The following is a 13,521-nucleotide window of genomic DNA, read 5'->3' on the forward strand; positions in this document are numbered from 1 at the left end:
TTTGAAATAAAGTGATATTGGCATTTAAAAGGAGAGAGTTTACATGATAGAGAGTAAAGTTGTAGATTCTGTACCAACTCTTAATGAGAATAGTTGTCAAATATGGTGGGCGAGAATTTCAGATTTACAATCATGGCATTACAATTTATTAAATGATGTAGAGCGAGAGAAAGCAAATTCATATCATCATTCGGCAGATCGTACACGTTTTATAATAGGTTGCGTAATTAGTAGATTAGTACTCGGAAAGATACTTTCTATGTCGCCATTTCAAGTACCAATTGATCGAATGTGCCCGGTATGTAAGTTACAGCATGGTAGGCCGCAATTACCAAAAGGTATGCCGCAAATATCAGTTTCACATTCGGGTGAGTGGGTTGTCGTTGCATTTACAAAATCTGCACCTATTGGTATTGATGTTGAGCAAATCAATACAAATGTAGATGTTATGAAAATGACTGAGGGTGTATTAACAGACATTGAAGTGGCACAAGTTATGACATTACGTGATGAGCAGCGACTAGAAGGATTTTTAACATATTGGACTCGAAAAGAAGCAGTGCTGAAAGCGACAGGTGAAGGACTATTGATTCCACCAGTAGAAATTACTGTATCAGCTCCAAATGACCCTCCTAAATTGTTAATTTTTAAGGATAGACAAGAGTTAGCAGAAAATACAATGATGGAAGATGTAAGACCTAGTTTAGATTATATGGCTTCCATTGCAATATTTAGTAAAGAAGTAACTGAAATTACGCAGTTAGACGCGGTATCGCTTTTAAATTATAAATAAGTTTAATAAAATATTTTATAGAAGAGGTGTTCCTCATGTTAGTGGCGGAAAATAGAAAAAATGAATTAACTTATAATGTACAAGCAATTAAGAATATTTTATTTTCTGGAGATACATCATCTATTCATGCTTTAGAAAAGCTTTTGAATGATACAGTTCAGTTTGATGTTCTCGAACAAGAGGTACTTGATAGACAGTACATTCCGAAAGAAGCAAAGAATTTCTTTGATAAAAACGGAACATTTCTTTACCGCGTATCTCATGTTAGTTATAAAGGTAAGGTGTTATCTGAAAACCTAATTTTTGCGGACACATCGTTTTTACCGGATACCATAAAGCAAGAATTAGAGGATGGAAATATTCCAGTTGAAAAGCTTATAGAAAAGATGGAAGTAAGAAGAAACGTATTATACGAAGGGTATCAGCCTTCTGGAAATATTATCGAGTTGTTTGATGGGTGCTCGGTAGCAGCGAATGTTTATCCGACTAGAAAATATCAAATTGTAAGTAACTGCAAATGTATATTTTATATTTGTGAAGTTTATCATGCAGAGAATATAAAGGAACTGCTTAAATAAGAAATAAACAAGAAACCAGCCTATAAAATGGCTGGTTTCTTGTTTATTTAACAGCTTCTTTTAATTCTTTACCTGCTTTAAATGCTGGAACTTTACCAGCAGCGATTTGAATTTCTTCGCCAGTTTGTGGATTACGTCCTGTACGGGCAGATCTTTCACGCACTTCAAAAGTTCCAAAGCCAATTAATTGAACTTTATCGCCAGATTGTAATGCATTAGCAATTGTGTCAAATACGGATTGTACAGCCGCAGAAGCATCCTTTTGAGAAATATCGGCTGATTGTGCCACATTTTTAACTAATTCTGTTTTGTTCATGTTTTCACCTCATAAAAAAATTTTAGAATAAAAGTTTTAGTATAATGAATGTTATAGAATAAGCTACTTTTGCTAGTAGAAAGAATACTGTATAGTTATGTTAATTTCGTTGTAAGAGACTGAATCCCTGCTAATAATTAGGGATTAATTAAGAATTGATGCATACAACAAGCTGTAATATGAGGATGAGGGGGAGTATACGGATGATTTTTCGTGAAAAGAATGAGAAAGAAAGTATATTAATTCGTCAACATGATCATGGTTTTTTAGCTGGTGAAATTGCAAGACATATAATAGAAGATTTTTTTGAAGATAAAATATACTTAAAAGAGACAATTGATGCTATATATGAGCATGATAGAGGATGGATAGAGCTTGATAAAGTACCGATTTTGAATGATGCTAAAAATATTCCATATACATTTATGGATTGTCCAAGTTCATTACGCTTTGTTTTTTATACGATTGGTTTGAATGCAATTGAAGAGTCAAATCCATACGGGGCGTTACTTTGTAGTAAACATTTTTTATCGTTTCCATTAAATGAGGAAGACGAAGAGATGATGTCATTTTATACAGGGGAATTGGAACGACAAAAAAGAATATTGAAAACGTTAACAAAAGAACAATTTGCGATGTTCGATAAACATTATAGATTATTAAAGTTTTGCGATGAACTTTCTTTATATGTATGTATGAATAAACCTGGTGTAAAAAAGAAAGATGAAATTGAATTATTTAAAGATGGTTTTGAAGGAACAGAAATATTTAATAGTAAGGAGGAGCAACCTATTCAAGCAGAGTGGGTGAATAAAGAAACAATTCGAATTACACCGTTTCCATTTAAAATGGAATTTTATACGTATGTAAAATATAAAACTATAAATAAACATGTAGTTGAAGAAAAAGGAATTGTAAAAGCAGATAAAGAAGTAGAATTGCAGAAACAGGTGATTCGTATAATAAAGTAAATAAAAAGAATGCTCGTCAGTTTAGGAGCATTCTTTTTAAACTTAAATTAACTTGCCTGTTTATTATGAATTTCTTTCAATTTCTCTGCTTGTAAAAACCAATTTGTTTCAGCAATAACTACACTACTTAACCCAATAAGACCAATTAAGTTTGGAATGGCCATAAGCCCATTTGCAATATCAGCAAATGTCCAGACGATTCCTAGTTTTAAATTTGCACCAATAGCAATCATAACGATAAAGATTGCTTTATAATATCGAACAGCACCTTGTCCAAATAAATAAGCTACACACTTCTCACCGTAATACGACCATCCTAAAATAGTAGAGTAGGCGAATAATATAATGGCGATACCGAGAATCATACTACCAGCAGTACCGAATACGGATTGGAATGCTAATGTTGTAGCTTCAACACCGGTTTTACCAGATTTCCATGCACCTGTTGTAATTAATACAAGACCAGTAATTGTACATACGATAAATGTATCGAGAAAAGTACCCGTCATTGAAACTAAAGCTTGTTTTGCAGGTGAATCTGTTTTGGCAGCCGCCGCAGCAATAGGAGCACTTCCTAAACCAGCCTCGTTAGCAAATACACCACGCGCCATTCCTATTTGAATTGCAGATGCAACTGTTGCGCCGATAAAACCACCAGCAGCTGCAGTACCTTGAAATGCACCAGAAAAAATAAGTGAAAATGCCTCTGGAATTTGATCAAAGTGATAAAAGATAATAATAAGCCCAGCGATTATATAAAAGAATGCCTTAATAGGAACGAGATATCCAGTCACTTTACCGATTTTTTTTACACCGCCTAAAATAACAATAGCGATTAAGAATGACATGAATATACCAGTTAATGCAGGAGGGAAAGAGAAGTTGATTCGCATTGCCTCTGCAACTGAATTAGATTGAACCATATTACCGATACCGAAAGAAGCAGCTGTGCCGAATATAGCGAATAAAACAGCCAGCCACTTTTTCCCTAAACCACGTTCTAAATAATACATTGGTCCACCGGAGTATTCACCATTTTCATTACTAACACGGTATTTCACTGCAAGGATTGCTTCGGCATACTTTGTTGCCATTCCGAATAAAGCAGTAATCCACATCCAAAAGATTGCGCCCGGTCCGCCGATTGTTACAGCAGTTGCGACACCTGCTATATTTCCCATACCAATCGTTGCAGCCATAGCTGTCATGAGTGCTTGGAAGTGACTAATATCTCCAGAAGAAGATGTTTCCTCTGATTTTTTAAAAGCTAGTTTGTGAGCGTATATTAGTTTACGAAACTGTAAACCTTTTAAGCGCACTGTGAGAATGATACCAGTTCCAACGAGTAGCAACAAAGTTGGTAACCCCCACACATACTGATTAATTTGTTCTAATACTTTACTTACTGTCTCCATCTGTATTCTCCTTTTTTAGAAAAAATAAAAACCACTTCAAGGAAATGAAATGGTCTCTGGAGAAACAAGGTATAGAAAAATAAACCGATACAAATCGGCATTTTCTTTCGCTTGTCTCTGTCCTTTTACCTGAGAGATTATCCGCTATATTAGCGGATTTGCTCCTTCGGTGCTCGTTTTCCTCCGCGCTATATTAAGCGAGAGGGAGTCTCTCCAGAGATTCGTCCCCATGCAGTTCTACTTGTAAACAAGACCTGAGAGTTTCAAAGTTGGTTCAGCAACTTTTTGCCCCGTCGGTAGATCAATAAATCTTCTCCTGAATGGTTCATCCGAATTATAAAATTAATAACTTAAACGCATTGATTGTAAATCAATAAAAATATTATAGACAGACAAATTGTGAATTGCAATCCTTTTTTTATTTTAAAATAGTAAACAGTTTTATTTTTTAGAAAGTCCTAATTTATCTTCAACTTCATTTAAAGTAGATAAAGCGATGACAATATGTTGATCCGCAAGTCCTAAAGCATGTTTAGTATTTTCAATTATTTCATTGGCTGGAGTAGAGTTATTAGCTCCGTCTATAATCAAATCGGCTGCATTTTTCATGAAGTTTGATGCAGCTTTAAACTCAGTTGTGAAGTAGATTAGTTGTTCTTGTATATGTATATCTGTTATGTTTTCTTCAATTTTCATCGTGTCTATTTCTTTCATAATTGTTTCAAACTGCTTGGAAACAGCACTCATTGTAACTAATAGTTTATTTCTGTCTACTGAATCTCCGTTCGTGTTAATCTCTTCCCAGGCAGGCAACCAATCTTTCTCAATTATGTCATTATAATTAATAGTTAATTCATTAATTTTAGGTTGCAATTTAGTTTTGAATGTTTTTGTATCAACTGTTTCTACGGTTCCTTTTTCGTTATTATTTTTATCTTTAATTGTGTAGAAAATCGTAATGGAAATGATAAAAATAGAAATTACAACTATCCATTTATTAAAAAACAATTTCTTCAATGTGCAACGCCTCCAAAAATCAAAAATCTTATAATTAAATATATAACAATAATGTTGTTAAAGGTAGAGAATATAAGCAGTAGTGATTTGAATTACAATTTTTATATACATAAATAATTCAAAAAGGTAAAATGATGAAAGGAGTATGTGAGAAAAGGGGATTTTTAGTGGAAATGAACAGAAAAAACTAGTTTCAAATATTTCAACGGCTATGTTATTAGTTGGTTTATTTGCATTCATATTTATGAATAAAGAATCTAAAATTGAAGATTTTCCAGTACCAATGTCAGCAATACATATTAACGATGATAATGAAGAGGATTATAAATATATAAGTGTAATGCATATTACTAAGGCAAACGGAAGGTAACCGTATTACATTATCCGGGAAAAATTACGTATTATATATTTGAAAAATAATTGATAATAAAAGAGATAGGAAGTAAACAATATTGCAGGATTGTTTACTTCCTATCTCTTTTTGATTTTTAATTCTGAATTATTCAAATTATAATTGTTATGCGTATAGAATAAAATAATATTTAGTATGGAAATGAGCTGATAATTTGCCAAGTATAAAAAAAACAGGACGTTTTTGTCCTACAGATGATGATGGATATATTATAAATGATGCACATATTGATAAAATTCAGCCTATATTTATGGAGGTAATACAAGAAATAAAAAATACTTGTGGTGAAATGTTACAGGATGAATTGCACAGTGTTTATATAAGGGGTTCAATTCCAAGAGGGATTGGAATTGAAGGGATTGCAGATATAGATGAGATTATATTAGTGCGAAAGGATCCTAAATTAATAGACTTAAGTTGGCGAAAGAGGCTAGAAGTTCAAAGTTTACAACAGTTTAATTGTATATCAGGAGTGGAGTTAAGTTTTTACAGTGAAAAAGAAGTGATAAATTCCAATTGTTTTTCTTTTATAAGCTTTATGATACAGACACATGGTGTATGTATATTTGGTGAAGACGTAAAATTGTCTTTACCTAAATATAAAGTAAGTCAGGAGTTAGCCTATGAACATCTTATTCAATTGCGGAAACAAATTGGACAAGCTCGTAAAGAGTTACTTCATAATAAAGGCGTGGATGATATAGCGGATTGTTGTCGTTGGATTATGAAGATAATAATCAGGGCAAGGGCAGGTTTAGCAATTAACAATTGATAGAGAAGGGCTTTATTCCAGGGACTTATATCCAGCATATGAGTTATTTAGTAAGCATTTTCCTGAACAAGAAAAAAATATGAGGAAAGCACTACAATATGTAATTGAACCGATAAAAGATATAGAAGAAATTTTAGCATTTTTAAATACGTTTGGTGATTGGTTGATAGAAAAGGCAGAGGATCCTTTGAAAAACATACAATTTTAATAAACTATAATTACATTATGTAAACAGATTATATTGAAGCAAAGAAGAGAGGTGAGATATTTGGATTTTTACATTGTGGATGTATTCTCGCAAGGCAAGTATTCAGGTAATCAACTTGCAGTGTTTATGGCAAATCAGGAATTTTTTAGTTAGGAAATCAATAATCTAAATGTCCGTGATTTTGCAGATTATTATGGAATCCCAGAGGATGCGGCAACAGGAAGCTCAAATGGATATTTAGCGGCGTATCTTATAAAATATCGTTATTTTGGAACAGAAAAGATAAATATTCGTGTTGAACAAGGGTATGAGATAAATCGCCATTCTCTAATACATATACAAGCAGAGGTGTTTGAGAGTAAAATTAATGTTTGCGTTGGTGGAAAAGTAGAAAGTATTGCAAGAGGGAAATGAACCGTATCATAAGGGGGATTAGAAATGCTATTAAAAACAATATTTTGCAAGGTGGAAGAAGAGAAAAGGGAATTGTTTTCTGATGCGCAAGAAAAATGGCGTGATTTACAGTGTTTAGACGGATTCTATGGACAATTGGGTGGGTGGAATGAAGCTGAAGCGTGTGTGTATACTTTATGGAAAGATAGAAATGCATATCAATCATTCATGAATGATGCTCATGATACAATTTTTTTAAATAGTAATCAAGAAGGCACATATGTTTCCTGTAATATTGAAATGTTTCAAACGTTGTATGATATAACAGAAACCCCTTTGAAAGACGTAATTGCACAGGGGTCATTTGTAAGAGTTGCAATTTGCGATGTGAAAGAAAGAAAAGAAAAGAATTTTTTACATACGCAAGAAACAATTTGGAATAAAGGAATGGAAAATGCAAAAGGGATGTTGGGTGGAGTTGTTGGGAAGTCTTTAAAGACTGAAAATCGTTATATAGTATTAACTTATTGGCAAGATGAAATAGCACATGAACGTTATATGAAAGAAATTTTCCCTGAGTTATATCAGTTAGCAAATGTAAATGAGTATGTTGAAAATATAAATGGAAAGAAAGTTATTCGGAAGGAAGAATGGTCTGTTGCCGCTTCGAAATAAAGTTAGAACTTGTTAAAGTAGCTGGTTTAGATAAAGTTGATACAGAACGTTAGTTCTGGTATAGTTACTTTGTACAAGAACAAGAGGGGGTATTTAAATGAGTAAAGTTTTAAGATTTGAATTGCAAGTCCCAAACCCTGAAGAAGCTATTCAATTCTATACAAATAGTTTTGGATGGAAGTTTGAAAAAATGCCTGGGCCACATGACTATTGGTTCATAATTACAGGTGAGAGTGATAGACCTGGTATCGATGGTGGATTAATGAAATCACCTGATGGTGCTACTAGGACGACTAATTCGATTGAAGTACCTTCAGTTGATGAGTACATAAATAAAGTTATTGAAAATGGTGGACAAGTAGTTGTACCTAAAACTGCTATTCCTAATATGGGTTACTTTGCTTATTGTATAGATAATCAAGGGCTTCTTTTTGGAGTATGTGAAGAAAATATTGAAGCGTAAAAAATTAGGGGAGTTCGAGATTATTTTGTTTGTTGAACGATGTTTTATATCAAAGATTATAATTATTGAACACTTTTGTATAAAAACTAGTATTCGTTTAGTTGAAGAAGGATCCATTTTGATTATTTTCAAAAGGATTCTTTTTTGTTTTTCACATATTGTGAGTTATTTAGGCATTATTAATCAAACTTATATCGGTATATTATCTATGAAAAAAGTAAATAAATGATGTTATATTCAAGGGTTAATCTATTGACTGCTAAACAGTTTAAGGTGAAAAGGAAAAGAGAACCAATTATTTTCTAATAAACATGTAATTAAGTGAAGACGTCATATACCCTTTCATGTTAATATATTTAAGTTATAATAGGAGGCTTACCCTTTTGTATTGTACGGTAGAAGCAGTGTGAGCTTGAAATTTTTTATGAAAAGGATGTGCCTAACTTGCGTATCAATAAATTTATTAGTGAAGCTGGAAAAGCGTCTCGACGTGGAGCAGATAAGTTAATTAACGAGAGAAAAGTAATTATTAACGGTAAGGTTGCAAAAATTGGTGACCAAGTAAATCCAGGTGATGACGTACGAGTAAATGGAGAGCAGCTTCGAATTGCTCGAGACCATGTGTATATCGCTTTAAATAAACCAGTAGGTATTACATGTACAAGTGAAAAAGCAGTAAAAGGTAATATTATCGATTTAGTGAATCATCCTTTACGAATTAATCACATCGGGCGTCTCGATAAAGACTCAGACGGTTTAATTTTGTTAACGAATGATGGCGATATTGTTAATGAGATTTTACGTGCTGAAAACAAGCATGAGAAAGAATATATCGTTTCAGTAGATAAGCCGATTACACCGGAGTTTTTAGAGAAAATGGCAGCAGGTGTTAAAATTTTAGATACAAAAACTCTTCCTTGTGAGATTACACAGTTATCAAAATATGAGTTCCAAATTATTTTAACACAAGGATTGAATCGTCAAATTCGCCGTATGTGTGAAGCTTTAGGATATCAAGTATATACGTTAAAACGTACGAGAATTATGAATATTGAATTGAATAATTTGCCGGTTGGACAGTGGAGAGATTTATCGAAAAAAGAGAAAAAACGCCTATTTTCAGACTTAAATTACGAACCACAAGATTGGTAAAAAAGAGAAGGGGAAACCAAAAAATGTTTTTGGTTTCTTTTTTTGTTGAATAAAAAATATATTTTTAACACTTGTAAAAATAAAATGAATAGGATATATTAAATAACAATAAATGGATTTGTTATAAAAGCAAAGAAAAGGACACGAGTTATTTTAAACGGTTATACAGAGAAGGAAGGAAAGCTGAGAACTTCCTAACGCAGAAAAATAACTTACCACCTTAGAGCTGCACTGGGGAAATCAAGTATCTAGTGCCGTGTAAGCGACGTTATCGCAAAAGAAGCCATTATGTTTTTTGTGATGGGAATCTGGGTGGAACCACGAATATAAGCATATTCGTCCCTATTTACTAGGGATGAATATGCTTTTTTATATTTTATTTCATAATAAGCGAAGAAAAGGACACGAGTTATTTTAAACGGTTATACAGAGAAGGAAGAAAAGCTGAGAACTTCCTAACGCAGAAAAATAACTTACCACCTTAGAGCTGCACTGGGGAAATCAAGTATCTAGTGCCGTGTAAACGACGTTACCGTAAAAGAAGCCATTGTATTTTTACGATGGGAATCTGGGTGGAACCACGGGTAAAAGCACACTCGTCCCTATTTTAGGGATGAGTGTGCTTTTTATTATGAAATGGAGAGATGAAAAATGAAAGAACAGATGATCGAAATTAAATTTCCAGATGGTAGCGTTAAAGAATTTGTGAAAGGAATTACTTTAGAAGAAATCGCTGGGGCAATTAGTAGTAGCTTGAAAAAGAAAGCAGTCGCAGGAAAAGTTAATGATCAGCCTTTTGATTTACGACGAAACATTGAAGAAAGTGCGAAAGTTGAAATTATTACTTTAGACTCAAATGAAGGAGTAGAAATTGCAAGACACTCCGCTGCACATATTTTAGCGCAAGCTGTAAAAAGAATGTATGGTGACATTAACCTGGGTGTAGGGCCTGTTATTGAAAATGGATTTTATTATGATATGGATCTGGCAAGTAGTGTAAATGTAGAGGACTTACCGAAAATCGAAAAAGAAATGAAAAATATTATAAATGAAAATATAAATATAGAGCGAGTAGAGGTCTCTCGTGAAGAAGCAAAAAAACTGTTTCAAGAAATGAATGATAGTTTGAAATTAGAACTTTTAGAAGCAATTCCTAATGAGGAAAGTGTAACACTATATAGACAAGGTGAATTTGTAGATTTATGTAGAGGACCACATTTACCATCAACAGGTTATTTGAAAGCATTTCAATTAACTAACGTTTCCGGTGCATATTGGCGAGGTGATAGTAATAATCAAGTGCTTCAGCGTATATATGGCGTTGCATTTGCTTCTCAAAAAGAATTAGAAGAGTATTTGCATTTTGTTGAAGAGGCAGCAAAGAGAAATCATCGTAAGTTAGGTAGTGAACTTGAATTGTTTATGTTTTCGGAAGAAGCTCCGGGAATGCCGTTTTACTTGCCGAAAGGACAGATTATTCGCAATGAATTAGAAGCATTTTTAAGAGAAATTCAAAAAGAGTACAATTATCAAGAAGTACGCACTCCGTTCATGATGAACCAAGAATTATGGGAGAAATCAGGGCATTGGGGACATTATAAAGATAATATGTATTTCTCAGAAGTGGATAATAAAAGTTTTGCATTAAAACCGATGAACTGCCCAGGACATATGCTTATGTTTAAAAATAAATTGCATTCTTATCGCGAATTACCGATTCGCATGTGTGAATTCGGTCAAGTACATCGACATGAATTTAGCGGGGCGTTAAATGGATTATTAAGAGTTCGTACTTTCTGCCAAGATGATGCTCATTTATTTGTAACACCAGAACAAATTGAAGATGAAATCAAATCAGTAATGGCGCAAATTGATTACGTATATAAAACTTTTGGATTCCAATATGAAGTAGAGCTTTCTACTCGTCCAGAAGATTCAATGGGTGATGATAAATTATGGGAGCAAGCAGAAGCAGCATTAGCAAATGTATTACAATCATTAAATTATAAATATAGATTAAATGAAGGTGATGGTGCATTTTACGGACCGAAAATTGATTTCCATATTAAAGATGCTTTAAATAGAAGTCATCAGTGCGGAACAATCCAGCTTGATTTCCAAATGCCAGAGAAATTTGATTTAAATTATATAGATGAAAATAATGAAAAAAGAAGACCAGTTGTCATTCACCGAGCAGTTTTAGGATCATTAGACCGTTTTTTAGCAATATTAATTGAGCACTTTGGAGGCGCGTTCCCAGCATGGGTGGCACCAGTTCAAGTGAAAGTAATTCCAGTTTCAAATGCAGTACATGAACAATATGCAAATGAGGTTGTAGATAAATTAGCACAAGCTGGCATTCGTGTTGAGCAAGATATGCGAGATGAAAAATTAGGATATAAAATAAGAGAAGTGCAAATGCAAAAAGTTCCTTATGTTCTTGTTATTGGGGATAAAGAAATGGAAAGCGAAGCTGTAAATGTACGAAAATATGGTGAAGAGAAGTCAGAAGTTGTTGAACTAGATGCGTTTTTGGAAAGTATGAAAGTGGAAATGAAAAATAGGAAATAGAGATTGATAATAAAATACACCATTAATATGTAATACTGAATTTAAAGTAATTAAAGATATACTACACGACGACGCATGTTGTTTAACAAAGTAGTTTTAAGGCGTATCAACACTTTGCTTGATACGCCTATTTTTTATGGTTTTTATTACTACATTCAGTCACTGTATTACCACTTTTATTACTACATTCATCAAAACGACAAATACGTTGCTTTGAAATAACGTTGTTTCTGTAATATTTAAAGAACAACGTTATATAAAATGACAATAAAGTTATTTAATTTTAAAAACCCAGACAAGCATAACCACGTTCTAAATGTAGGACGGAGTTAATGTCTGTTTTTATTGAGTGTATTCGTCGCTTTTGTACTCCAAAATATCACCTGGTTGACAATCTAAAGTCTTACATATCGCTTCTAATGTTGAAAAACGAACCGCTTTTGCTTTCCCATTTTTCAGAATAGAAAGATTCGCCATCGTAATCCCGACTCTCTCCGAAAGCTCCGTTACGCTCATTTTTCGTTTTGCTAACATCACATCAATATTAATAATAATTGCCATATCTTCCACCTCAGACGGTTAAATCATTTTCTGATTTTATATTAATAGCTTCTTGTAAAAGTCTTTGGAGAACAGCAGCAAAAACGGCGATCACCATAGAGGCGAAAATGATGACCAATCCGATTGGTATGAAACTTGGAGGGTCAACTTTTTTCGCTATGAGATAGTAGAGTGGCATACCTAGCAAGTACAAGGTACTGATCGTGATGGCACAGTATTTTATATTCTTTAAAGCCTTTATCGATAATTCCGAGAACGCTTGGTTCTTATCGATATAGCTTAAAAGTTTAAAAGCTTGATACAGAGCAAAATAAAAAGGTATCGCTGCCGCGTACATATCGATTAAAACGAGAGATTTCATATAAGCAATATCTGGATACAATTCTCCAGCAAAATTCCCGATCTTAGGCACCAAAAATATGCACAATGCAAAAACTGGGATTCCTATAAAAATAATAGCTAGCTTTAAAAAGAGTGTCGTAACTTGTTTCATAGAAAGCACCTCGCTTATGTAATAACAACATGATTTTATCATGTGATTTATCGTTTTGCAATAAAATTGTATTGTTTTTTTGTTGTGTTATTATTGTTTTTGAAATATCTTTTTAATTTTGATAAAAATAAAAAGCATTTCGCATTCCAAAGAAATGCTCTTATGAAGTGGTTTGTTTTCTTTTTTACCTTACAAAAATGTAAGGTAAATGTAAGGGAAATCGAATGAACGAGTTTTAGAAAAGTGAGAATATGAAGTAGGAAATAGGTTCATGCTACTTATGTATCTCTTTCTGTTTGAAAGATTAAAAAAAAATTAAGGATTTACATGAGAAAAAGATAAGAAATATGTGAGAAATTAATACTATACAAAAGGGATGGAGTGAAAGAGATGTCAACAAATGTAGTTACTGTAGAAAGTGTAGAAAAAACGTATGGGAAAAGAAATGAGAATCAGTCAAAAGCATTAAGGGGTGTTTCATTAAGTATTAAAGAAGGAGAGTTTGTAGGGATTATGGGTCCTTCTGGATCTGGTAAAACTACATTGCTAAATGTGATTAGTACACTTGATCAAGCGACAGGTGGCAGTGTAACAATAGCTGGCACAAATATTACTTCTATCGCTAATAAAGGTACTACAACTAATAAAGGGAATAGCGGTGGTACTGCACAAGAAAATAAACCACCACAAAGTAAAGGGACAAATGTTCCAAACGGTTATTCTCAAAATGA

14 protein-coding genes, 2 pseudogenes, 1 riboswitch and 2 other annotated features are annotated in these 13,521 nt (G+C 33.2%); of the genes and pseudogenes, 11 read left to right on the forward strand and 5 right to left on the reverse strand.

Annotated elements, in window-relative coordinates; genetic code table 11:
• Nucleotides 1-43: 43 nt before the first annotated feature.
• Nucleotides 44-793 carry a 4'-phosphopantetheinyl transferase Sfp gene (gene sfp / locus MR071_RS14120; protein ID WP_242236517.1) on the forward strand — a complete coding sequence of 250 codons (750 nt, stop codon included), beginning with the start codon at nucleotides 44-46 and terminating at the stop codon, nucleotides 791-793.
• Between the two features lie 35 nt (nucleotides 794-828).
• Nucleotides 829-1,371 carry a chorismate pyruvate-lyase family protein gene (locus MR071_RS14125; RefSeq protein ID WP_242236519.1) on the forward strand — a complete coding sequence of 181 codons (543 nt, stop codon included), beginning with the start codon at nucleotides 829-831 and terminating at the stop codon, nucleotides 1,369-1,371.
• A 43-nt stretch (nucleotides 1,372-1,414) separates the two neighbouring features.
• Here the strand turns inward: MR071_RS14125 and MR071_RS14130 are convergent, their stop codons facing one another.
• Nucleotides 1,415-1,687 carry an HU family DNA-binding protein gene (locus tag MR071_RS14130; RefSeq protein WP_002012780.1) on the reverse strand — a complete coding sequence of 91 codons (273 nt, stop codon included), beginning with the start codon at nucleotides 1,685-1,687 and terminating at the stop codon, nucleotides 1,415-1,417.
• 203 nt (nucleotides 1,688-1,890) lie between these two features.
• Between MR071_RS14130 and MR071_RS14135 the strand changes: the two genes are divergently transcribed.
• The gene (locus MR071_RS14135) at nucleotides 1,891-2,658 is read left to right on the forward strand and encodes a DUF3891 family protein (RefSeq protein ID WP_242236521.1); all 768 of its coding nucleotides are present in this window, start codon (nucleotides 1,891-1,893) and stop codon (nucleotides 2,656-2,658) included.
• Between the two features lie 47 nt (nucleotides 2,659-2,705).
• Here the strand turns inward: MR071_RS14135 and MR071_RS14140 are convergent, their stop codons facing one another.
• Entirely contained in the window at nucleotides 2,706-4,073 is a 1,368-nt protein-coding gene (locus MR071_RS14140; RefSeq protein WP_242236523.1) for an alanine/glycine:cation symporter family protein, read from the reverse strand.
• A gap of 107 nt (nucleotides 4,074-4,180) precedes the next feature.
• Nucleotides 4,181-4,300, reverse strand: a riboswitch (glycine riboswitch).
• 214 nt (nucleotides 4,301-4,514) lie between these two features.
• The gene (locus MR071_RS14145; RefSeq protein ID WP_242236525.1) at nucleotides 4,515-5,090 is read right to left on the reverse strand and encodes a hypothetical protein; all 576 of its coding nucleotides are present in this window, start codon (nucleotides 5,088-5,090) and stop codon (nucleotides 4,515-4,517) included.
• A 131-nt stretch (nucleotides 5,091-5,221) separates the two neighbouring features.
• Between MR071_RS14145 and MR071_RS14150 the strand changes: the two are divergent.
• The 7 genes and pseudogenes from MR071_RS14150 (at nucleotide 5,222) to thrS (ending at nucleotide 11,736) form a co-directional block, all read left to right on the forward strand.
• Nucleotides 5,222-5,510: pseudogene (locus tag MR071_RS14150) on the forward strand (hypothetical protein).
• 146 nt (nucleotides 5,511-5,656) lie between these two features.
• Nucleotides 5,657-6,482, forward strand: a pseudogene (locus MR071_RS14155) (nucleotidyltransferase).
• A gap of 156 nt (nucleotides 6,483-6,638) precedes the next feature.
• On the forward strand, nucleotides 6,639-6,896 hold the full coding sequence (locus MR071_RS14160; protein ID WP_105587130.1) for a PhzF family phenazine biosynthesis protein: 258 nt from the start codon (nucleotides 6,639-6,641) through the stop codon (nucleotides 6,894-6,896).
• Between the two features lie 24 nt (nucleotides 6,897-6,920).
• Complete coding sequence (locus tag MR071_RS14165) at nucleotides 6,921-7,550, forward strand: YdbC family protein (protein WP_242236526.1); 630 nt, start codon at nucleotides 6,921-6,923, stop codon at nucleotides 7,548-7,550.
• Nucleotides 7,551-7,647: 97 nt separating this feature from the next.
• Nucleotides 7,648-8,013: a VOC family protein gene (locus MR071_RS14170; RefSeq protein WP_097905340.1), complete on the forward strand. Its 366-nt coding sequence runs from the start codon at nucleotides 7,648-7,650 to the stop codon at nucleotides 8,011-8,013.
• A 444-nt stretch (nucleotides 8,014-8,457) separates the two neighbouring features.
• On the forward strand, nucleotides 8,458-9,165 hold the full coding sequence (locus MR071_RS14180) for a pseudouridine synthase (RefSeq protein ID WP_002200551.1): 708 nt from the start codon (nucleotides 8,458-8,460) through the stop codon (nucleotides 9,163-9,165).
• A 123-nt stretch (nucleotides 9,166-9,288) separates the two neighbouring features.
• Nucleotides 9,289-9,512: a binding site (T-box leader), on the forward strand.
• A gap of 37 nt (nucleotides 9,513-9,549) precedes the next feature.
• Nucleotides 9,550-9,772, forward strand: a binding site (T-box leader).
• Between the two features lie 44 nt (nucleotides 9,773-9,816).
• The gene (thrS, locus tag MR071_RS14185; RefSeq protein WP_242236528.1) at nucleotides 9,817-11,736 is read left to right on the forward strand and encodes a threonine--tRNA ligase; all 1,920 of its coding nucleotides are present in this window, start codon (nucleotides 9,817-9,819) and stop codon (nucleotides 11,734-11,736) included.
• 342 nt (nucleotides 11,737-12,078) lie between these two features.
• Here the strand turns inward: thrS and MR071_RS14190 are convergent, their stop codons facing one another.
• Both MR071_RS14190 and MR071_RS14195 read right to left on the reverse strand, forming a co-directional pair.
• Entirely contained in the window at nucleotides 12,079-12,297 is a 219-nt protein-coding gene (locus MR071_RS14190; protein WP_002168434.1) for a helix-turn-helix domain-containing protein, read from the reverse strand.
• A gap of 10 nt (nucleotides 12,298-12,307) precedes the next feature.
• A complete protein-coding gene (locus tag MR071_RS14195; RefSeq protein ID WP_242236531.1) occupies nucleotides 12,308-12,790 on the reverse strand; it encodes a DUF2975 domain-containing protein in 483 nt (160 codons plus the stop codon).
• Nucleotides 12,791-13,171: 381 nt separating this feature from the next.
• Here MR071_RS14195 and MR071_RS14200 point away from each other — a divergent pair.
• A partial coding sequence (locus MR071_RS14200; protein WP_242236532.1) for an ATP-binding cassette domain-containing protein occupies nucleotides 13,172-13,521 on the forward strand: 350 nt, incomplete at its 3' end.

Source organism: Bacillus cereus group sp. BfR-BA-01316 (genome assembly GCF_022664195.1).
In the GTDB taxonomy this organism is placed as follows: Bacteria; Bacillota; Bacilli; order Bacillales; family Bacillaceae_G; genus Bacillus_A.

Bases quoted from the DNA above. Each gene is read 5' to 3' on its own strand.
- MR071_RS14190 (WP_002168434.1), bottom strand. From the start codon at position 12,297: ATGGCAATTATTATTAATATTGATGTGATGTTAGCAAAACGAAAAATG.
- MR071_RS14130 (WP_002012780.1), bottom strand. From the start codon at position 1,687: ATGAACAAAACAGAATTAGTTAAAAATGTGGCACAATCAGCCGATATT.
- MR071_RS14170 (WP_097905340.1), top strand. From the start codon at position 7,648: ATGAGTAAAGTTTTAAGATTTGAATTGCAAGTCCCAAACCCTGAAGAA.
- MR071_RS14125 (WP_242236519.1), top strand. From the start codon at position 829: ATGTTAGTGGCGGAAAATAGAAAAAATGAATTAACTTATAATGTACAA.
- MR071_RS14135 (WP_242236521.1), top strand. From the start codon at position 1,891: ATGATTTTTCGTGAAAAGAATGAGAAAGAAAGTATATTAATTCGTCAA.
- MR071_RS14140 (WP_242236523.1), bottom strand. From the start codon at position 4,073: ATGGAGACAGTAAGTAAAGTATTAGAACAAATTAATCAGTATGTGTGG.
- thrS (WP_242236528.1), top strand. From the start codon at position 9,817: ATGAAAGAACAGATGATCGAAATTAAATTTCCAGATGGTAGCGTTAAA.
- MR071_RS14165 (WP_242236526.1), top strand. From the start codon at position 6,921: ATGCTATTAAAAACAATATTTTGCAAGGTGGAAGAAGAGAAAAGGGAA.
- sfp (WP_242236517.1), top strand. From the start codon at position 44: ATGATAGAGAGTAAAGTTGTAGATTCTGTACCAACTCTTAATGAGAAT.
- MR071_RS14195 (WP_242236531.1), bottom strand. From the start codon at position 12,790: ATGAAACAAGTTACGACACTCTTTTTAAAGCTAGCTATTATTTTTATA.